14 protein-coding genes are annotated in these 20168 nt (G+C 58.7%); 8 read left to right on the plus strand and 6 right to left on the minus strand.

From position 1 onward, the window contains the following. Positions 1–336: 336 nt before the first annotated feature. On the plus strand, positions 337–6222 hold the full coding sequence (locus G3M56_RS03330; RefSeq protein ID WP_164363294.1) for an exo-alpha-sialidase: 5886 nt from the start codon (positions 337–339) through the stop codon (positions 6220–6222). Positions 6223–7042: 820 nt separating this feature from the next. On the opposite strand, the gene G3M56_RS03335 is transcribed toward G3M56_RS03330, so the two are convergent. Further along, positions 7043–8200, minus strand: a complete 1158-nt coding sequence (locus G3M56_RS03335) for an acyltransferase family protein (protein WP_164363296.1) — start codon at positions 8198–8200, stop codon at positions 7043–7045. A 16-nt stretch (positions 8201–8216) separates the two neighbouring features. Further along, positions 8217–10112 (minus strand): PIG-L family deacetylase, encoded by a 1896-nt coding sequence (locus G3M56_RS03340; protein WP_164363298.1) that lies wholly within the window; start codon positions 10110–10112, stop codon positions 8217–8219. 238 nt (positions 10113–10350) lie between these two features. Here G3M56_RS03340 and G3M56_RS03345 point away from each other — a divergent pair, with 238 nt between their 5' ends. Continuing rightward, positions 10351–10560: a tautomerase family protein gene (locus G3M56_RS03345; protein WP_164363300.1), complete on the plus strand. Its 210-nt coding sequence runs from the start codon at positions 10351–10353 to the stop codon at positions 10558–10560. Between the two features lie 187 nt (positions 10561–10747). Here the strand turns inward: G3M56_RS03345 and G3M56_RS03350 are convergent, their stop codons facing one another. Genes G3M56_RS03350 through G3M56_RS03365 form a run of 4 tightly spaced genes read right to left on the minus strand, consistent with a single transcriptional unit; the run spans position 10748 to position 13226 of the window. Beyond that, positions 10748–11242 carry a DsrE/DsrF/DrsH-like family protein gene (locus tag G3M56_RS03350; RefSeq protein WP_164363302.1) on the minus strand — a complete coding sequence of 165 codons (495 nt, stop codon included), beginning with the start codon at positions 11240–11242 and terminating at the stop codon, positions 10748–10750. A gap of 16 nt (positions 11243–11258) precedes the next feature. Continuing rightward, complete coding sequence (locus G3M56_RS03355; protein ID WP_164363304.1) at positions 11259–11573, minus strand: TusE/DsrC/DsvC family sulfur relay protein; 315 nt, start codon at positions 11571–11573, stop codon at positions 11259–11261. A gap of 35 nt (positions 11574–11608) precedes the next feature. Then, positions 11609–12874 carry a type III sulfide quinone reductase, selenoprotein subtype gene (sqr, locus tag G3M56_RS03360; RefSeq protein ID WP_164363306.1) on the minus strand — a complete coding sequence of 422 codons (1266 nt, stop codon included), beginning with the start codon at positions 12872–12874 and terminating at the stop codon, positions 11609–11611. Positions 12875–12881: 7 nt separating this feature from the next. Continuing rightward, complete coding sequence (locus tag G3M56_RS03365) at positions 12882–13226, minus strand: ArsR/SmtB family transcription factor (protein ID WP_235203567.1); 345 nt, start codon at positions 13224–13226, stop codon at positions 12882–12884. Between the two features lie 449 nt (positions 13227–13675). Here G3M56_RS03365 and G3M56_RS03370 point away from each other — a divergent pair, with 449 nt between their 5' ends. From G3M56_RS03370 to G3M56_RS03395, 6 genes are all read left to right on the plus strand, one after another. Beyond that, the gene (locus tag G3M56_RS03370) at positions 13676–14881 is read left to right on the plus strand and encodes an OmpP1/FadL family transporter (RefSeq protein WP_164363310.1); all 1206 of its coding nucleotides are present in this window, start codon (positions 13676–13678) and stop codon (positions 14879–14881) included. A gap of 160 nt (positions 14882–15041) precedes the next feature. Then, entirely contained in the window at positions 15042–15521 is a 480-nt protein-coding gene (locus G3M56_RS03375; protein WP_164363312.1) for a peroxiredoxin family protein, read from the plus strand. Then, positions 15518–16159, plus strand: coding sequence for a redoxin domain-containing protein (locus G3M56_RS03380; RefSeq protein WP_164363314.1), 642 nt, complete (start codon positions 15518–15520; stop codon positions 16157–16159). The genes G3M56_RS03375 and G3M56_RS03380 overlap by 4 nt, the downstream gene beginning before the upstream one ends. A 79-nt stretch (positions 16160–16238) precedes the next feature. Beyond that, positions 16239–16859, plus strand: a complete 621-nt coding sequence (locus G3M56_RS03385) for a protein-L-isoaspartate(D-aspartate) O-methyltransferase (protein ID WP_164363317.1) — start codon at positions 16239–16241, stop codon at positions 16857–16859. A 134-nt stretch (positions 16860–16993) separates the two neighbouring features. Then, on the plus strand, positions 16994–18655 hold the full coding sequence (gene ribD / locus G3M56_RS03390) for a bifunctional diaminohydroxyphosphoribosylaminopyrimidine deaminase/5-amino-6-(5-phosphoribosylamino)uracil reductase RibD (RefSeq protein ID WP_164363320.1): 1662 nt from the start codon (positions 16994–16996) through the stop codon (positions 18653–18655). 123 nt (positions 18656–18778) lie between these two features. Continuing rightward, a complete protein-coding gene (locus G3M56_RS03395) occupies positions 18779–20152 on the plus strand; it encodes a hypothetical protein (RefSeq protein ID WP_164363322.1) in 1374 nt (457 codons plus the stop codon). Positions 20153–20168 lie beyond the last annotated feature (16 nt).

Below are 20168 nucleotides of genomic sequence, written 5' to 3' on the forward strand. Positions count from 1 at the left end.
CGGCACTCCTGCCGTAGAACGTGAGGCTCCGTTATTTGGTTAGCGCGAGAGCTGTCCTGAATCGGACTCAAGCGGCTGAAAATGGATCCGTGATCATGCACGCGCAGCTCTGGTGAGACGGCATTTCTGCTGTCTGGGCGGTGTGGCTTTCGGTTCGGGGTTCACATGATGGAAGATGTGCGGCTGTGCCGGATGGGGGTGGATTGCCAAGGCGAGGCTTGGCGTTCCGGATGGCGGAGATGGATAATTGGTGTCTTTATGACACCTCTAACGCAGGGGGCGGGAGGATGGTCTTATGGGGTACAGGTCGTTGTCTGATCTTCTGAGTAGGTTCTTATGAAATTCACCAAATTTGCTGATTCCCGTCGTTGCTTGTGGCGCGCATTTTCCGTCTCGCTTGGGGCGCTTGCTTTGATTGGAGGAGCTGTCGAGTCGGCGTCGGCGCAGACTACGGTGGCGATTACCAATGGAAGTTTCGAAGACGGGGTGGCCGGGAATGGTGCGCCGTCGGGGTGGGAGCTGACACGGGGAGGAACGAATGACCTGGGCGTGGCGACTGGTGGGATAGACGGTTCGCGGATGTTGTGGATGGGGCCGGACACGGCGATTCGCCAGGATTTGGGCTACACCCTGCAGGCGGGTGAGACCTTGACTTTGCAGTACCGGAGTTCGCGCGGCGCGAACTATGGACGACGGATGCAGTTGTTGGCGAAAGATGGCTCAAGCTATCAGCTGATGGCAGAGACAACCACGCAGACGGGGAGCGGTAGCTGGCCGAATATCACGCTGGAATACACGGTGGCGGCTGGTTACGCGGGCAAGGAGTTGGCGCTGCAGATCGTGGGGGATGACACCAACGACCTGAATACGGAAGACTATAATGAGTTTGATCACTTCCGCCTGACGACATCGCGCACCGTGCTCACGCCGTATGCGTGGTATCGCGCCGATAGCGGGGTGAGTGAGGACGCGGGCGGCGCGGTTTCCAACTGGGCCAACCAAGTCGGGACCGGCGACGACTTGGGCAATGTGGTCGGGCGCCCGTCGATGGTTGCGCTGTCGCGCAGTGGTGGCGGATCCGCCGAGGTGGTGGCATTCGACGGCAGCTCCTCATTGTGGGCGCCAACGTCGAGTTGGGGGAGCGTGGATGGCAACCGAACGGTGGTCGTGCATGCGCGGGTCACAGCGGCCCGTGACGGCTTTTTGTTCGACGGTAGTACTGGTGTCGGATTAACCCGTGCCCAGGTGCGCTCGAACACGTGGCAGGCAGGGGTGGCAAGCTCAGGTGGGTTTGCCAACGCCGATACCGACACGACAGGGGTCACTCTGAACACGTGGCAGACACACATTTTCACCTACGCCGAATCGGGCGGAAGCACACAAGTCACGCATTACATCGATGGATCCGAGGTGGGAACGCATTCGGTGGCGCGGGACGGCGCGCTGGGTGGCTTGATCATCGCGGGCAACGGCGCCGCAGCAGCCACGCTTCCGACCCAGGTGGCCGAGGTTTTGGTGTACAACAGCGCACTGAGCGCAAGCGAACGCAGCGAGGTGACGACCGACCTGACCGCGCGTTGGGGGGATCTGATGGACCTGCCTTATGATTATCAATCGGCGGCGGTGGTGCAGACGTCGGAGGAGATTTCGATCTACGGCATCCACGGGGTGTTGGCGTTGCAGGTGAACTCGACGGGGAATGTCACGCCGTTCAACCTGACCGGGCTCACATTTGATCTGACGGGAACCACGGATCTCGGCGACATCGAGGACGTGCGATTGTACTCGAGCCCGAGCGCAGGTGCGTTTGATCCGAGCCGCGCGACCTTGGTGGAAACCCTGACCGGACCATTTGACGGGACTCTGAGCTTTTCCACTCCGGCTCCGGTGGCATCGAATAGCCATCACTTCTGGGTGGCGGTTAAGTTGAAAGGAACGTCGACTTTGGGCGATGTGCTGGACGGTCGCATCACTGGGTTTTCCATTGATGGAGCGGATGCTGGCAGCTATGTGCCGACGGGAATTGATCCGGCGGGCGAGCTGACGGTCAATTCGCAGTTCTTCTCGACAATCGTGCGCAAAGAGGGCGACGACGGATCGCGGAGCTACCGCATTCCGGGCTTGGCGACCTCGAACGACGGCACGTTGATCGCGGTGTACGACATCCGATGGAATGGCAGCGGTGACCTTCCGGCGAACATTGACGTGGGAGTTTCCCGCTCGACGGATGGTGGCTTCACCTGGGGGCCAATGATCACGGCGATGGACTTTGATGGCAGCATTGCCGGGTCGAGTGGCAACGGAGTGGGCGATCCGTCCATTCTCGTGGACCGTGAGACGGGGCGCATTTGGTGTGCGGCGCTGCACTCGTTTGGCAACAATGGCTGGGCGGGATCCGGTCCGGGGCTCACTGCCGAGGAGACCGGGCAATTTGTACTAAATTACTCCGACGACGACGGCCTGACCTGGAGCGAGCCGGTTTCGATCACCGAGAGTATCAAGGATCCTGCGTGGCGTTTGTATTTCAACGGACCGGGCAAGGGGATCTGTCTGCGCGACGGGACATTGGTTTTCCCAGCCCAGTACCGCGATGAAAGCGGTACGGCGCGCTCGAACTTCATCTACTCGACCGACAATGGCGCCACTTGGAACCACGGCGCGCCGGCGGTTGCCTCAGGTAGTCCATGGACGACCGAGGCGCAGATGATCGAGTTGGACAACGGAGATTTGTTGATCACGATGCGCAACCACGCGGGCAATGGCCAGCGGGCGTGGGCGACGTACTCGTGGGATCATGAGACCGAGACCATTGCCGACGGCACGTGGAGCGCGATCCGCTACGACCAGACCGATCCGGTGGTGATGGCGTCGATCGAACGCTACAGCTCGACGCTCGACGGAGACCCGTATTCGGGCCTGCTTTTCGCCAACCCGGACAACAGCAACCGCTCGCGCATGAGCATCCGCCTCAGTTTGGATGAAGGCCAGACCTGGGCGTACAAGCGCAAGATCGATGACCGTCCGGCGGCGTACTCGTGCATGACGATTCTGCCGGATGGCGATATCGGGATTTTCTACGAGACGGGTGATCAGTCATCGGTAGCGGAGATGCGCTTTTGCCGGTTCCCGGTCGAGTGGGTGGTGGGCGATCTGACGGTCGACACCGATGGCGATGGGATGCCGGATTTCTATGAGGACACCAATGGCCTCAACAAGAACAGCGCGGCGGATGCTACGCTCGACGCCGATAGCGACGGGGCGAACAACTTGAACGAATACCTCGCCGGAACGGATCCACAGCAGGCACCGGGCGGTGGCAATCTGGGCGTGGTCGTGAGTGCGGGCAGTGACTTTTCCACCATCGAACCAACGGCGACTCTGGCGGGCTCTGCCAGCGATGACGGGTTGCCGAACCCACCGGCTGCGTTCACCACAGCGTGGAGTGTAACCTATGGACCGGGGGCGGTTACGTTTGCGGATGCGAGTTCGCCGACGACCGATGTGACGTTCGCCGCTGAGGGGACTTACGTGCTGCGTCTGACAGCAAATGACGGCGCCGTGATCACGGTGGATGAAGTGCGGGTCGACTACGCATTGACTCCGCCTGCCGGGGTGTATGCAAACTTCCGCGCGGGAGATGGCGTGACGGCTGACGGCTCGGGCACGATTTCCAATTGGGCGGACCAGTCCGGTAATGGGCGCAATTTGGACCAGGTGGTGGGAGCTCCATCGGTGAGCGAAACTCTGGGACTGAGCGGTCAGTCGGTGGAGCTGGTTGTCATGGACGGCGACGACTCGCTGTGGGCGGGGAATGGCTTCGGTGTGATCCAAGGCAACCGTACGATCGCAGTCCGCGCGCGGTTGGGTGATGTGGCTAATGGCTACCTTTTCGATGGCAGCAGTGTCGCTGGACTGACCCGCGCCCACGTGGCGGCGGGCGATTGGCAGGTCGGCGTGCAGGTGGATGACTTTGCCGGAGCCGATCCGGTGACCACCAGCGTGGAGGCCAACGATTGGCAGGACCATGTGTTTGTGTTCATTGAATCGGGCGGTAGCACCCATGTGACCCATTGGATCGATGGTGTCCAGGTGGGATCACATACGGTGGCGACGGATACTTCGCTCTCCGGATTGATCCTGGGCATGAGCGGCGCCGCTACCGATGGACTGAATGTGGAGTTCGCCGAAGTGCTGGTTTACGACCGTGCATTGGATGTGGGCGAACGCGATGAGTTGCAGCGCTACCTCGACCTGCGCTGGGCGGAGCTTGGCGATGCGCCGATGGATTTCACCTCTGCCTCCGTCGTGCAGACTGCGGGCGATGTGTTCAAGTTCGGCACCTATGGGGTGGCGGCGCTGGCGGTGACCTCGTATGGCAATCAGGGCAGCTACAACCTGACCGGACTCGAGTTCGACCTCAGCGGGACCACTGACCTAGGCGACATCGCGGAGGTGCGACTTTACTCGACCGGCGGCGACCGTGAGTTTTCGTCCAGTAGCGCGACCTTGATTGCAACACTGGACGGACCATTCAACGGACCGCTTACGTTCAATGCCAGCGCGGCCGTGACTCCAGGCATCCACCATTTCTGGGTCGCTGTGAAAATGAGCGGCGCCCCGGTGGACGGCGATGTAATCGACGCGCGCATCACTGGCTTCTCGGTGGACGGGCCGTCGGCGGGCAGCTACGTGCCAAGCGTGACCTCACCGCCTGAGTTCCTCACCGGAACGTCTGGCTTCTTCTCCACCGTGGTGCGCAAGGGCGGCGACGATGGATCCGGTAACTTCCGCATCCCGGCGATGGTGGTTTCCAATGCGGGCACCGTGATTGCCGGCTTCGACGTGCGCTGGGATGGCAACGATATCTCGTCGCCGGACCTGCCGGCGAATATCGATACCGCAGTGATGCGCTCGCTTGATGGAGGCTACACGTGGGAGCCTATGATCACGGTGATGGACTTCGATGCCAACGAGGCCGGATCCCAGGGCAATGGCGTGGGTGATCCTACCTTGCTCGTTGATCGTAACACCGGCCGCATCTGGTGCGCGGCGCTGTGGTCCAAGGGGAACCGCGGGTGGTGGGGCTCGGGTCCGGGACTCACGGCCGACGAAACCGGACAGTTCATGCTCAGCTACTCGGACGACGACGGCGTGACGTGGTCGGAGCCGTTCTCGATCACCTCGCAAGTGAAGGACCCTGCGTGGAACCTGTATTTCAATGGTCCGGGCAAGGGGATTTGCACCCGCGAGGGGACGCTGGTTTTCCCTGCTCAGTACAAGGATGCCGGCGGCACGCCACGCTCGAACTTTATCTATTCGACGGATAATGGAGCGACGTGGGTTACCGCACCTGCGGCAATTGCATCGGGCAACCCATGGACGACGGAGTCGCAGATTGTCGAGTTGGACAACGGGGATCTGTTGTTGTCGATGCGCAACCATGATGGCCGCAAGCAGCGCTTGTGGGCCCGTTTCTCATGGGACCGCGGTGCCGGTGAAACGATAGCCGACGGCTCATGGAGTGCGCCTTGGTTCGAGCAAACCGATCCAACCTGCATGGCAAGTGTCGAGCGCTACCGTTCGACGCTCGACGGCCATCCGTTCTCGGCGTTGTTGTTCTCCAACCCGGACAGCACGGCGCGTGAGAAGATGAGTATCCGCCTGAGCTTGGATGAAGGGGTGACCTGGCCGTACAAGCGCAAGATCGACGATTTGTTGTCGGCCTACTCGTGTCTTGCTGTGATGCCGGATGGGGATATCGGGATCTTTTATGAGACTGGGGAGCAATCATCGATCACTCGCATGGTGTTTGCCCGCTTCCCACTCAGCTGGCTGGTGGGCGATACGGACACCGACGGCGACCGTATCCCGGACTTCTATGAAGATGTCATGGGCCTGAACAAACAAGACGCGACCGACGCGGCAAAAGATGCTGACGGTGACGGTGTTAGCAATCTAGGTGAATTCGAGGCCCAGACCGATGCGAAGCGCAAAGACTCCGTGCTCAAGGCGGACGTCGTGCCGCAGGGCAATGGCTTCGCGCTGCGTTGGGACTCGGTCGAGTACGTCCACTACCGCGTGGAGAAGTCGGCCTCGCTCGAAGACGGAAGCTGGACTCCGGTCCCCGGTTATGAAAGTGTTCGAGCTGCCGGATCTGTGACTAACATTACTTTGCCGGAAAGTGCCGATCCACGCTGCTTCTATCGCGTGGTGACCCAGTAGAATTTTTGGTGCGCCGCAACTGACCGCATCCGACGGGAGCAATCCCGAACCCCACAGAGAGCCGGTGGTATCACCGGCTCTCTGTCATTTTTTGAGGTGGAGTTGATGGGCGTCCGCCTTTTGAACGATTGATGGGTGCAGGTGTGGGGGCCTGCAGGTGAGGTTTGCGTCGGTGATTCCATGCCCTCCTGTAAACCGTCCCTGCGGGACGCCTCATTCTTGGGCTCATGTCCGGAGGTTGAAACCTCCGGCTAACCGGTAAGTTGTCGCTTCGCGACGGGCTTATGGTAACGAGGGGTGTTACGGGAGTCCGTCTCTCATCGTCATAGGAATGGCGCGCCGGGGGCAACTCCCAATTTAATCAGACGGCTTCCTCGGCGTCGCTATCTCCGCCTTGTTAGCCGTCTTTGTTTGGTCGATGGGATTGGGGCTTAATTCGTCTAATTAGCGCCAGAAGTAATGGTGAGATCAAGAGCCATCCTGCAAAGTTGATCAACTGTCCCCTTCCGAATGCATTACTGTAGCTCTCGTCGGCACCTAATAAGCTGCTGTGCAGTGAGCCATCTACTTGCTGTAGAGCAATGTGTGGCCACGAATTTAGTGCATGTGCTAGCGGATAAAGTATTGCACCACCCAGATCGTAGGTGAAAAAGCAGATCATTAGCGCAATGAACGAGGTAGCGTAGAATGCCGCAGCTACCAAAGGGCTTTTGATCAGGAGGTCTTCAGTGGTTCTTCGCAAAGCAATTTCTTTGGCTAACAGTCACGATAAGATGAAGGGGCTAATGGTATGGGGATGAGATATGTTATGCCGTATCGATCAAACGCGCAGGAAGATGTGTTTGCGGAAGAAGAGAAGAAGGAGCAGCCACTGGACGACGAGCATTCCTACGATGAGGACGACTTTCTCCCACTCTCCGCAGAGCTTGGCGGTGCCGCCGAAGAAGAACCAGGAGACGTGGTCGAAGGGAAGGATATGATAGAGAATGTAGATCGTCAGCGGGTTCATGCCGATGACCTGAAGCGGGAAGCTCCAATTGATGCGGGGAGTGAAGTCGATCGTCAGGTGGAAGAATGCGAGTAGGAGCAATGCGATGCCTCCGGCGAGGAGGTTGAACGAACTAGTCCAGGCGCTTTTGATCGGTGGGTAGCCGTTGTCCCAACAGAGCCAGCCGAGAAACAGGAGGGTGGCACCCGCGGCGGTAAATTGAATGACTGAGCGGAACTGCGGTGACTTGCGGTGGTGAAGTAGTTCACCGGCGAGGCATCCAAGGAGAGCGAGGAACCCAGCTGAGAGGATGCAGACGAGGCCCTCCGGGTCGTGGAATCCAAAGTAGAGCTGACCTGGTAGCAGGTGTTGGTCTACCCATGAGTTGAAAATGGCTTCACGGGTGAGGAGGCCGGGTCCGTGATCGGGAACCGGGTAGAAGAGCTGCAATGCCGCCACGCCGAGAAGGATGGTGAGTGCGGTGCTGATGCGCCACCAGTAGCTCCGTCCTGCGAGGTAGACGAGTGCGGCGATGCCGTAGCTGATCCCGATGAGCCCGAGCACGCTGGCAACCCTCAGGCTTTCCCAGTTGAACTGCAGCATGCCGTTGTAAACCATGCCGAGAACGATCAGGATAACGACGCGTTTGAGTGTGTGGAGTGTGAGCTTGAGCTTGGAGGCGCCGTTGTCGAGCTTGCCGCGCAGTGCGTACGGGATCGCGACGCCTGAGATGAAGACGAAGGTCGGGAAGATGAGGTCGTAGAGGCGCAAGCCGTCCCACGGGACGTGATGCACTTGCTTGCCGAGCCAGACGAGAGCAGGGCTTTCGGTCATGCCGGCGAGCGTCCGGAAGAGCAAATCCAGACCAATGATCCAGAGCATGTCGAACCCACGCAGGGCATCGAGGGACTTGAGGCGGGTGGGCTTGGATGCCTGAGCAGTGGCGGCGGGTTGGTCGGCTGCGGCAGTAGCGGATTCGGGCTCGGGCATGTGAGGAGGGATTGGGTTATTCGACGGTGAGGATCAGTCGGTAGAATCGTCGGTTGTGCGAGGACGGTACCGGGTACACGACGGTTTCGCCGGTGGCGACGCCCTGCATTACTGGCGACCAACTTGTGAGGTCTGAGGAGGACTCGAGTTGGTACTTACGTGTAACGCCAACGTATCCTGTCCCATTAGCTACGGGAATATTGAAGCTGAGTGAAGTGCCGTCGGCAGCGAATGTGATTGGGATGGAATTGGTGCTTGGAGTGGTGGGGGCTGTGCCGAGGCGGAACTCATCGAGGTTGGAAATGGTATCGCCGTCGGTGTCTTCGTTGGGGTTTATTGCGATGTTGGACCCGCTGTAGAGGGATTCCCACGCGTCTGGGATCAGGTCGGAGTCACGGTCGATGCTGATGTTATGAAGGAAGTCGGTCTTGGCGTAGCCGGAGTAGAGGGTTCCATTGATGGTGAAGTCAGGGGCGATGGGGTCCGGGCCGACCATGGTGGTGTGGAGTCCCCATTCTTCTGAGGCGTGGGCTTCGAAGTCGGGGCTTGCGGTTTCTCCCGTGAGGTAGGCAGTGGAAACGGTTTGTGTTCCCTGGGTGGCGTGGTAGGCGAGTCCGTTGTTAGCGACTTGGCGGGGTGTCAGACCGTTGATCGACGGGGATTCCCAGTGGTCGTGGAAGAGTTTCGAGACCGCATTGGCGTTGGTGTTGTAGCGGTGGATGTAGAGCTTCTTGGCTTGCCAGGGGGCGAGTCCATCGAGATCGACGGTGGGATCGGCCGCCATGGCGAAGGCATCGCGGGTGGCGATCGACGCGGCTTTGTGGTTGCTGTGGCCGTACTCGCCATTTTCGTCGTGCGTGATGACGACCTCGGGGCGGAATTTGCGGATCTGGCGTGCGACGTACTCGGTGGCTTTGAGTTTGCCTGCGGCTTCGTCGCCGTTGCCGAGTACGTTGTCGTTCCATATGTCCCACGTGCCGTTGATGTCGCCGTCGTCGATCCAGTAATCGCGGAAACGTGGAAAGAGCGGGTGGTTGCGAAGCCCGTACTCCCAGCAAGCCGAGCGGAACTCAGCCTCACGCACGGTAGGTGCCAGAGAGTAATCGCCGCTGGTCATGCTAATGCAGATGGTTGGGACGTTCTGGGTTTGGGTGTAATAGGGGAGGGTGCCGCCGAAGAAGATGCCTTCATCATCCGGGTGGGCGCAAACGACCAAAAGTGTGGCTTTCGCGGGGCGGGCGGAGTAGGCGCGGCCGAAGTCGTTGGTTTGTGGGTCATGGCCCTGCTGGTATTCTTCGATGTTTGGCAGGCCGTCTCCATCGGGATCGCCGTCGGGGCCGTTGTCGATGTTGAGGGATCCGTCGTCGTTGGGGTCGAGGCCGTTAGCGGTTTCCCAAGTGGTCGGGAGTCCGTCATCGTCTGCATCCATGTCTCCGGAGGTGAGGTCGATGGACCAGGAATTGAGGGAGCCGCCGTCAGCTGATACACCATCGTAGATCTCAAGCGTCCATGTTCCCGAGGCATCGAGGGTGTTGAGATTGTCGAGATTGCCGTCGGGGCGGAATGTGCCGGTGAATGGAGGTCTGGCCGAGGCGATGCTCGTGGCTGCCTGTTGGTCGAAGGTGGTGTTGGTGTAATTGTCCGCTGACCCTCCGTAGCGACTGCTGAGTGTGACTCTTGTGCCGGTCGGGTGGATCAAGGTGAGCGTGAGGTCGCCGACCCACGAGTGTGTGATATCGAGCGTTACATTGACGTCGAGAATGCTGCCGGCGCCTTGGGGGACTGTCAGTCGGCTGGTGATGGTATTTGCCCTGCTGGCATCAATATTCCGAGGTACGTCACCGGAAGAGTAGGTCACTGCGTGGAGTGTGGGCAGCGTTGCCAGTAAGGCTAGCAGTGGGAGTAAGCGCATTATGTGAAGGTAGGGGAACTGTGGCCACTGTATTGATTAGATGACCTCTAATCCTATACCGATGAGATGAAATTCCTGACGCGCATGGGGGCTTTGGAACGGGGAGGAATAGGCGCAAATATCAATTTGACCCTTGGAGTGTCGCTCGGGATTAATTGGGGGAGATGCGCCTCTGGTGAAGAGATTTGATCAAGCTGTTTGAAGTGTCGGAGTGTTTCCGGAATAGAAAGACAAGAATATGCCTTACATAAATTTGCAGATTACCAAAGGAGCGGGGCGGGAGCAGAAGAAGGCGATCGTGGAGGAGTTTACGGCATCCTTGGTGAAGCACCTCGGCAAGAAGCCGGAGCACATTCACATTGTGATCCAAGAGATTGAGGAGGAGGACTGGGGCTATTCCGGGATGCTGACAGATGAGTTTAGAAAGTTGAGGGGAGCGGAAGGATAGTTTTTAGTGTGGCTCTGTTCCTCTGAATAAGGAGGGGGCAGGATGTCGAGTCTTTCTAGGCGGTTTGTCTTCGGCAAAGAGAAACCCCGCCGAAGTGGGGCTGGCGCGCGCGCCATTCCCACCCCGACGGGGCGGCTAACGATGAAACTGGCAATTGATGCTTCCTGGACGAGGAAGCGCGAGTTCATCAGGTGAAGATGATTTGCGATCCGGCGGAGAGCTCGTAGAACTCACCAACGGTGAGCACTCGATCCATCTGCGGGCAGAAGTCGTCTTCAGTGAGGTGGAACATATCGACGGTGGCGCGGCAGGCGTAGATGCCGCAGCCTGCGTCTGAGATCATTTCGATGAACTCGCCGATGGGTGGGATGTCGAGTTTGTCCATCTCCTTGCTCATCATGTGGGTGGCAAAGGCGGACATGCCGGGCAGAGCGCCCATCCATGTAGGCAGCGGCATGCCTTTGGCGTCTGGAACGCGCATGGCCGGGTTGCCGACGGTGGCGATCTTGATGTCGTTCATGTACTTTTTCAGCACTCCGTAGAGGCCGAAGAAAGTGAAGAACAAGTTGGCTTCGATCCCTTCCATCCGTGCTCCGTTGGCCATGATCAGACCGGGGTAGATCCCGTCGAGTGAGCCTTTGGAGACGATGATGGAGACCTTTTTGATTGGTTCGTCACTCATAGATTACTCCTTCGGGTTAGACGCAGCTTGCGGGTTTAGGGAGGCCGGCGATCTTCGCGGCCTTTTTGATCGGCCCGCCGGGGAAGAGCGAATAGAGCTCCTTGGTTGGGATGCCTCCGACTTTATTCAGGCGGCGCATTCCCGGGACGGCGCCCTTCTCGGCGAAGTCGGCGAGGATGTAGTCGAGTACCTTCCAGTGGGCGTCGGTGAGGGTGATTCCTTCTTCTTCGGCGATGGTGGCCGCCATGTCTTTGTTCCATGGGGAGTGGTCCTGCAGGAACCCATCGTCGTCGGTGCTGACGGTTACTCCGTTGATTGTTTTATCAGGCATGTTATTTCTGGGGTTTGTGTTTTTGTACTGGGTTGTTAAACCAAAGGTTGTGGGGCTTTGACTCCTTCGGGGAGTTTCTTGCCGCTGAGGGTCATGCGGTGGCCGACCATGGGAATGGGGTGGCCGGGGAGCAGGACGTTCCAGTAGATCCAGCGGAAGGCCATCTTGCCCATGTGGTTGAGTTTGGATTCGCCGAGTAGAGACATCGGGCCGATGCCAGGGACGGGGAACTTGCCGGGCACTGGCTCGAGTTCGTAATTGAAGTCGAGGAGGAATGCCTTCTCGTTACCGGATTCGATGAAGCAGTTGGCGTGGCCGTCGAACTTTTCTGGCAACGGCTTGCCCTGGGTGAAGGCGAGGATGTTTTCGGTCAGGACTTCGGCTTCGAAGTGAGCGACCGAGCCGGCTTTCGAGGTTGGGGCGTCGGTGGCGTCGCCGATGACGAAGATGTTCTCGTGGGCTTTCGACTGAAGCGTGTGTTTGTCGGTGGGGACGAAGTTAAGTTCGTCTCCGAGTCCCGAGCGTTCGATCATGGGGTCGCCCATGTTGGTAGGAACCGTGACGAGCAAGTCGTAAGGGACCTCCCGTTCGTCCCACGAGACGATCTTGTGGTCCTCGTTGTCGACGTGGCTGATGTTGAAGTCGTTGACCACCTCGATTTGTTTTTCTTCCAGCAGGCCGGAGAGGATTTTCGAGGCGACGGGTTTTGTGAATGCGCCGGAAAGCGGGGTGGCGTAGACGAGTTCGGTTTTGTCACGCAGGCCGCGTTCGCGGAGCCAACTGTCGGCGAGGAAAACGAATTCGAGAGGGGCGACGGGGCATTTGATCGGCATCTCGCAGATGTGCATCACGAGGCGGCCGCCCTGCCAGTCGTCCAGTGTGTTGGCGAGAGCTTTGGCGCCCTCGAACGTGTAGAATTCATGTACCCGCTTGCGCCAGTCGGGCCCCGTCATGCCCTCGGTTTCCTCTGGCACCGGTGTGGTGCCGGTGGCAACGATGAGGACATCATAGGCGAGGGTGTTACCGTTTTTCAGATGAACCTGATTGGCATCCGCTTCGATGCGGTCGACATCCGCCTCAAGGTAATCGACTCCTCCACCAACAAACTTGCGTTTGGGCTTCACTACATCCGCCTCGGAGTAGATGCGGAAGGGCATGAACAGAAAACCTGGCTGGTAGTAATGATCGCCCTCTTTATCAACAATGGTGATCTTCCATTCGGACCGGTTCATCTTCTTGCGGAGATGGTTGGCCATGATGGTGCCTGCGGTTCCAGCTCCCAGTATCAGTAGGTTTTTCATCGTTTGTTTATTGTGGTTGGTTGCAACTGGTCATGTATTCGCCACGCAGGTATTCGATGGTGTGGGCGATCTTGGGATCAGCCAGTGAGTAGAGGACTTGTTTCTTGAGGCGTCTTTGTTGGACCACTCCGGCCAGGCGCAGGACGCGCAGTTGTTGTGAGATGTTGGTCATCTTGCCTTCAGTGACCACCTCGGCGATCTCCTGGACGCTCGCTTCCCCGTACATCAGCATGCAGACCGTTCGGAACCGAACCTTGCTCGACAAGATGTGAAACAGCCCGACCACTTGCTCACAAACGGCCTGGTTATTTCCAAATTGTTGCTTGATGTCTTCTAATTGATCTTGCGTCATTTGAGACCCTCCGGGGTTACGATTGATCATATAAGTAATCATTGAATCGTCTCCGCGTATCTTGCTGTCCTTTGTGCATGTTTTGTTGAGTTTTTCGGTTTCGTGTTTTTTTTGGGCGTGTTGGTTCTTCTTTGGGGTGAGGGTGTTGTGGGTTTGGGGTTGGTTCTGTTTGTGCGTGTTTTGCAGTGTTGGTTGGGTTGGTGGTGGGGCTTTCGTGTTGCTAGATAGTAGTTTTCGTGGGGATCTTTGAGTTTCTATTCAGGGGCTTCTGGCTGTGTGGTGGTGTTGCTAGAGTGAATTTGTGGAGAGTGGTCTCTTGAAATCCCGCACAATGGGGTTGTTGTTATGGGCAAAAGAAGGGCGCTGTGGTAGCCCGACAAAGACTCCTGATTCATCTGCCTTGAGATGGTGTTTGGAGGGGAGTCGAACCTTAACCAGACCTCATTGCTATGAATTATAAATCAGTCGGCAGCGCCCTCACCGTGATGGGGCTTGGCCTTGTAACCCAGGCGTACGCCACCAATGGCGTGAATTTGATCGGGATCGGACCAGTGTCCCGCGCTCAAGGTGGAACGGGGGTAGCTGCACCGCAGGATGCGGTGAGTGCGGTGTTCTCCAACCCGGCTGCGATGTGTATCAGCGAATCCTGCAGTTCGCCTCAAGTGGACTTGTCGTTGACCACGTTCATGCCATCGACCAGTGCCAAGATGAGCATGGGACCGATGACTTTTGAAGGGGACAGCGATAGTGAGTTGTACTATATTCCTGCGCTTGGGGTTTCGTTACCGGTTGGAGGTGAGAGCACACGCTGGCGTGCGGGGATGGCGATTTATGGAATTTCCGGCTTGGGTGTGGACTACGAGGACACCGCAATTTCGTCGGTGATTCCTTTTGATTTCACCGAGTTGCAGATCATGAAGATGGCGCCATCGGTGGCCTACTCCGTGACACCGGATCTTTCGATTGGTGCGTCGGTGCACGTGAACTACGCGAGCTTGGAGATTGGCTCGTCGACCTTGCCTACTGGCAAGAACGATGCGTCGGACTGGGCGATGGGCGTCCAGTTGGGGGCGACCTGGACGGTGACTCCTTCTGTGACTTTGGGTGTGACTTACATTACCGAGCAGGAGAACTCATATAGCGATATCATGCCTGAGTTTGGCATGATGGGGCCGACCGGTGCGTTGACCGATTTCGATCTGTCGCTGCCGCAGCAGGTGGGTGTTGGTGTTGCCTGGACCGGGCTTGAAGATCGACTGACTTTGTCGACTGACGGACGCTGGGTCAATTGGGCTGACGCCGATGGCTATAGCGACTTCGGCTGGGAGGACCAGTGGACAGTTGGTGTTGGTGCCCAGTACGAGGTGATCGACAATAAGTTGACCGTTCGTGCTGGTTACAACTACGGCAAGAACCCGCTGCGTACGCAGTCGTTCAACCAGGATGTGATGAGCATCATTGGTTTCCCTGCGATTGTGGAGCATCACCTGGGCCTTGGTCTTGGGTATCAGATCAACAAAGATTTTGTGGTGAACATCGCGTGGGTGCACGCGTTTGAGAACACAATGAGCTCCGCCACGCCGGACGGCATGGCGAGCATTGAGTCTTCCCTCTCGGAGGACACGATTGATGTGGGATTGACCTGGCGTTTCTAATAGAAAGCCAGTGGTTGTGTGGGGCAGAACCTTCGGGGGTTCTGCCCCATTTTTTGTGGTCGCTCACTGGCTTTTGAGTGGTTTTATAAGTTCTTAATAACGACGGAATAGTACGATTTTTGAGTGGGAGGTTTAGGGGTGAAATGTTATACCGGCAGGCATGAAAGAGAAGATCTGCACGTTGGTGGTTTTGCTGTGTGCTTTTTGGCTTGTGGGGTGTGCGAATACGGGTGGTGGTGGCACTCCTGAGGGCGGAGATGTCGTGGGGCCGGATTATAGAAACTCGCGCGCTGAGGTCGTGGTTCTGAGCTTCTTCGACATGTATTGTCCGGTCTGCCAGCGCAGTGCTGATGAGGTGAACGAGCTGTATGGAATGGCGCGCAAGCAGGGTGGGCGGATTGCGTTTTACGCAATTGGGAAGAACAACACGCCGATGGAGGCGGATACGTACCGCAAGCGGTTCAATGTACCGTTTCCCGTGGTGGCGGATCGGCAATTGACCGTGGCGTCGCGGTTTGGGTCGTTTAAAGCGCCGATGGTGATTGCTCTCAGGCGTCAGGGTGGGGATTGGAAAGAGTTCTACCGAGCCAATCCCCACGAGACAAAGGTCGATGAAATGTACGCTCGTATCCAGCCATGAAGAGACAAGTGACTCCGAAATGTAGATTGGGGGGCAGGCGTGCGCTGTGGGCGGCGTCTGCAGCGGTGATGCTATTGGGAAGCTGCGCTACGAGTCCGGTCGCGCCAGAAGCGCAGGCAGTTCCTGAGGAATCTCTTTTTGAGCCGGGGAAGCTCAAGCCGGTGGACAGCGTGCTCAAAGTGAAGGTGGGTGAGCGGGTGCCTGATTTCACGTTGCCGACGGTGTCGGGCACCAGGGTTTCGTTGTCGCAGTTCCGGGGGAAGAAGAATGTGGTGATTGCCTTCGTGCCGGCGGCTTTTACTCCGGTGTGCTCTGCCCAGTATCCAGGGTACAACATTGCACTGGATTTGTTTGAGCGGCACGATGCCGTGTTGTTGGGGATGACGACTGACAACCTGCCGTCATTGCACGCCTGGGAGACGGCGATGGGCGGGCTGGACTTCGAGTTGCTCTCTGATTTTTGGCCGCATGGCAAGGTGACTTCCGAGTATGGCGTGTTGCGCAGCGACGGCACCTGTGAGCGGGCGTTGATGGTGATCGATAAGCAGGGTGTGCTCCGCTACGTCGATGTGCATGACATCAACAAGCGCCCGCCGCTGGAGGACTTGGCGGCGGCGTTGGCGGATTTGAAAGGGTGACGGCAGTGGGGCCGGGAGATTGAGGCGTGGGTTTGCTCGCTTCGTTCCCAATGTGTTCCATGGTAAGCTGTCCGGTGCGATGAGTACCAGGAGTCATGCCATGGTGAGGGAGCAGTTGGTGCCGCGGGGGATTATGGATCCCCGGGTGCTGGCGGCGATGGAGGCGGTGCCGCGTGAGGAGTTTGTGCCTGAGGAGCGGCGACCCGATGCGTATGCGGACGGGCCGTTGCCGATTGGGCATGGGCAGACCATTTCCCAGCCCTACATTGTGGCGGCGATGGTGCAGGCGCTGCGGGTGGGGGCTGAGGCGACGGTGTTGGATGTGGGGACGGGGTGCGGCTATTTGGCTGCCGTGTTGGCTCAGTGGGTGGAGAAAGTGTGTTCGATTGATTGTGTGCCAGAGCTGGTGAAAGCGGCCTCTGATCGTCTCGAGCGGCTGGGGGTTACCAATGTGGAATGTCGGGTGGGTGATGGCAGTAAAGGGTGGCCGGATCCGATGCTCTTCGATGGGATTGTGGTGTCGTGCGCGACGCCGGAGGTGCCACCGGCGCTGATTGACCAGCTGGGGATGGATCGTCGATTGGTGTTGCCGACCGGGAAGCCCAATGGTCCGCAGGTGTTGGAGGTTTACCGGCGTGAGGCGGGCGGGTTGGTGCCGGTCGGTGAGCCGATCCCTGTGCGCTTTGTACCGATGGTCTAGGCTGGGATCGTTTTGCTCTGGTGTGCCTGTTTGTATCTGCTTGTGGGAGCGGGCAGCGGTTTCGCCACGATGGCTGGGGCTCTGAAATTAGAATTTGCTGGATCGTTGCGGGGCTGTGCGTGACAGATAGCCTTGTGATTAGCGACGCATTATGGATGGAAGAAGCCTTGATCGAGGCACGCAAGGGGATCGGCCTGACCGCGCCGAACCCAGCGGTCGGGGCGGTGATCGTCAAGGACGGTGAAGTGATCGGCCGTGGGTGGCACCGTGCCGCCGGTCAGCCTCATGCCGAACGCGAAGCGCTCGCCGACGCGCGTGAGCGTCATGGAGAGGATGCGATTCGTGGTGCCACCGCGTATGTCACGTTGGAGCCGTGTTCGACCACTGGACGTACGCCGCCATGTTGCGATGGCTTGATTGAAGCGGGAATTTTCCGTGTGGTTTGGGGCGCGACCGACCCGAACCCAGCCCATGTGGGGGCGGCGGAGAAGATTTTGAACGATGCCGGGGTGGAAACCTCGCATGGGATGATGGCCGACGAATGCGAGGAGGTGATCCGAGGTTTCGCGTCTGTCCAAACCCGTAACCGCCCGTGGGTGATCGCCAAGTCTGCGATGTCAATCGACGGCCGGATCACGCGTCCTGCCGGTGAGGGGCAATGGCTGACGTCTCCGGAATCGCTGAGTCGGGTGCAGCAGATCCGCTCGCAGGTGGATGCGATTGTGACCAGCGGAGCGACCTTGCGTGCCGACAATCCGGCACTGACGCTGCGCGTGGCACATCCGCACGGTGAGAAAGCTCCCTTGTGGCGGGTGGTTTTCAGTCGTGGCGGTGGGTTGCCGGCGGAGGCGCAGGTGTTCACCGATGCGCAGCGTGAGCGCACGTTGGTGGTGATGGTTGGCGCGCCCGAGGGGGCGGTGGTCGAGGCACGTGCGTTGGTAGGGAACGAGCGGGTAGCGGTTGTGGAATCGATCGTCGGGGGACTGGAGTGGCTGTGCCAATGGGGGATCCAGACGGTGATGGTGGAAGCCGGTGGGCGGATGTTGGGAGAATGGATCGACCGACAGTTGGTCGATGAGTTTGTCGGGTTTGTGGCGCCGATGCTGTGTGGAGGGGGCGCGGTCGGCGTGGCGGGTGTCGGCGTGCCGAGCGTGACGATGTCGCCACGGCTGAGTGGGTTTACCTCCGAGCGGATTGGGAACGATGTGATGGTGCGTGGAGTGGCGCGTTATCCGGCATCGGAAGTGGTGGCCTCCGGCGTGCGGCGGATGCCTTGTGTGTTTTTTGATCGTGACGGCGTGGTGAACGATCCACGTGATCATTACTATGTGACTCGCTGGTCCGAGTTCCATTTCATGGAGGGCATCATCGATGTGATCGCCAAAGTGAAGGCGGCCGGGTGCCTCGCCATTTTGGTCACCAGCCAGCGAGGTGTGGGCAAGGGGCGGATGAGTGAAGCTGATCTGGCGGAGATCCACCAGCAAATGCAAGAGGAGTTGGAACGCCAGGGAGCCGCGTTTGATGGCATTTACTCGTACACCGGGCTCGCTCCGGATGGGCCGGGTGCCAAACCCCGCCCCGACATGATCTACGATGCGCTGGCGGATCATCCGATTGATCTCACCCTCTCCGTGATCATCGGCGATGCGGACCGCGACATCGAAATGGGCCGCAATGCCGGGATTCGGACCATCCGGTTGGTCGGAGAAAAGGCAGTGGGCGTGGAAGCGGATGCCACCGTGCAGCGGCCGGGCGAGCTGCTCGCCGTGCTGCGGGAGATGGGCTTTGTGATGTAGGTCTGGCGGTGCGTGGAATTCCACGTCGCTCCCAAGGCTGGCAGGCTGCTTCACCTGCGGTGTGCAAACTTTCGGTGGGTTTGTACTCGCGGGGTGTTGGGTGTCTGATAGTTTCTCGTTGCGATGAGCAAGGGGAATACGAACCGTAGGATTTTACTATTTGGAGTGCTGCCGGCAGTGGGGTGTTTGGCACTGAGTCTGCTCTTGTGGTGGGGGCTGACAGCGAAGGATCGGGAGTGGGAGCGATTGAAGGCGGAATGGGAGGCCAAGGGTGAGTCGTTCGATCCGAAGGATTTTGTGACCGAGATCGACTGCGAGGCGGAGGACAATGGCTGGTTCCATCCATTGGTCGTGGACGCGCGGAGCGGCGGGAATTATGTCACGGAAAAGGTCGGTGAGATCGATGGCTACTTGTGGTCGATGGGGATCGAGCGGCCGAGCGAGGGAGGGCTCACACTCAGGGAGTGGGGCGATCCGGAGAAGCCATTAGGGAAAACGCAGCATGAGATGGCTCGCGACTACCTGGCTCGGTTCTCTCTTTATCAGTCGGAATTCGATGAGCTGGAGGGGCTGGCGGACCGCCCGTTTTGGCAAAGCGGTGAGGTTCCATCGGTAGAAAACGAGTGGGGGATTAGCGAGTCTTATGGTGTAGGTGAGGTTTTCACCAATCGAGCGACCTTGCGTTTGCTGGCGGGGGAGCCCGATGCTGCGTGGGAGGATGTGATGCGGGCTCGGAATGTGTTGCGCTGGTATGAGCAGAATCCGGTTTCCCTTTTTTCTCTGTTGGTCTGGGGAGTAAATGATGGGCGGATTTCGAATGCAGTGCTCGATGGTTGTTTGATGGGGGCGTGGAGCGATGCCCAATTGCGGAGTCTCGCGGGTGGTGAGTTGACTGCTGGGGGGATGGGGTATCGGGAGATGTACCTCGCATCGGCCCGCGGCGAGGTGGCTTTTCAGGTCGATGGATTACCGGATTGGCTGGAATCTCCTGAAGTTCCGTCTCCCTATCGCCTGTTAGAGGCTCATTATGGCATCTATATCATTGAGGCGCAGTTGGCACCTCTGGTGGCTTATGAGGCGATGGGGCCTGGTGTGTCGTTGATGGAGCTGGCGGATGCGTATGAGTCCGCTCATGCCAGAGCTACGGCGGGGCGGTTGTGGCAAGGGTTGAAGCGATGGACGGAGTTGGGGAAGGCTATGGTTGCCAGTTCTTCAGCGGACTTTGTGTACCGGTTGCTGGAGTTGGATGTGCGGCGCGGATGCGTGCCTGTAGTAGCGGCGGCGGAATTATACCGTCGCGAGCACGGGAGTTGGCCGTCGACGCTCAAGGATCTGGTGCCGGAGTATCTGCCGGTGATTCCCAAGGATCCGGTGGATGGCGCGGCGATGCGCTATGTGGTGGGTGCTGACGGGGTGCCTGTGGTGTATTCCGTTGGGCGGAACCGGAAGGATGATGGGGGTGCGGATGGGGATTGGTGTGTGCGGCTCACCTGGTAATTCGCGCTACTCCATG

It is taken from the genome of Sulfuriroseicoccus oceanibius (assembly GCF_010681825.2).
GTDB classification, from domain to species: domain Bacteria; phylum Verrucomicrobiota; class Verrucomicrobiia; order Verrucomicrobiales; family SLCJ01; genus Sulfuriroseicoccus; species Sulfuriroseicoccus oceanibius.

Bases quoted from the DNA above. Each gene is read 5' to 3' on its own strand.
- G3M56_RS03330 (WP_164363294.1), top strand. From the start codon at position 337: ATGAAATTCACCAAATTTGCTGATTCCCGTCGTTGCTTGTGGCGCGCA.
- G3M56_RS03335 (WP_164363296.1), bottom strand. From the start codon at position 8,200: ATGCCCGAGCCCGAATCCGCTACTGCCGCAGCCGACCAACCCGCCGCC.
- G3M56_RS03340 (WP_164363298.1), bottom strand. From the start codon at position 10,112: ATGCGCTTACTCCCACTGCTAGCCTTACTGGCAACGCTGCCCACACTC.
- G3M56_RS03345 (WP_164363300.1), top strand. From the start codon at position 10,351: ATGCCTTACATAAATTTGCAGATTACCAAAGGAGCGGGGCGGGAGCAG.
- G3M56_RS03350 (WP_164363302.1), bottom strand. From the start codon at position 11,242: ATGAGTGACGAACCAATCAAAAAGGTCTCCATCATCGTCTCCAAAGGC.
- G3M56_RS03355 (WP_164363304.1), bottom strand. From the start codon at position 11,573: ATGCCTGATAAAACAATCAACGGAGTAACCGTCAGCACCGACGACGAT.
- sqr (WP_164363306.1), bottom strand. From the start codon at position 12,874: ATGAAAAACCTACTGATACTGGGAGCTGGAACCGCAGGCACCATCATG.
- G3M56_RS03365 (WP_235203567.1), bottom strand. From the start codon at position 13,226: ATGACGCAAGATCAATTAGAAGACATCAAGCAACAATTTGGAAATAAC.
- G3M56_RS03370 (WP_164363310.1), top strand. From the start codon at position 13,676: ATGAATTATAAATCAGTCGGCAGCGCCCTCACCGTGATGGGGCTTGGC.
- G3M56_RS03375 (WP_164363312.1), top strand. From the start codon at position 15,042: ATGAAAGAGAAGATCTGCACGTTGGTGGTTTTGCTGTGTGCTTTTTGG.
- G3M56_RS03380 (WP_164363314.1), top strand. From the start codon at position 15,518: ATGAAGAGACAAGTGACTCCGAAATGTAGATTGGGGGGCAGGCGTGCG.
- G3M56_RS03385 (WP_164363317.1), top strand. From the start codon at position 16,239: ATGAGTACCAGGAGTCATGCCATGGTGAGGGAGCAGTTGGTGCCGCGG.
- G3M56_RS03395 (WP_164363322.1), top strand. From the start codon at position 18,779: ATGAGCAAGGGGAATACGAACCGTAGGATTTTACTATTTGGAGTGCTG.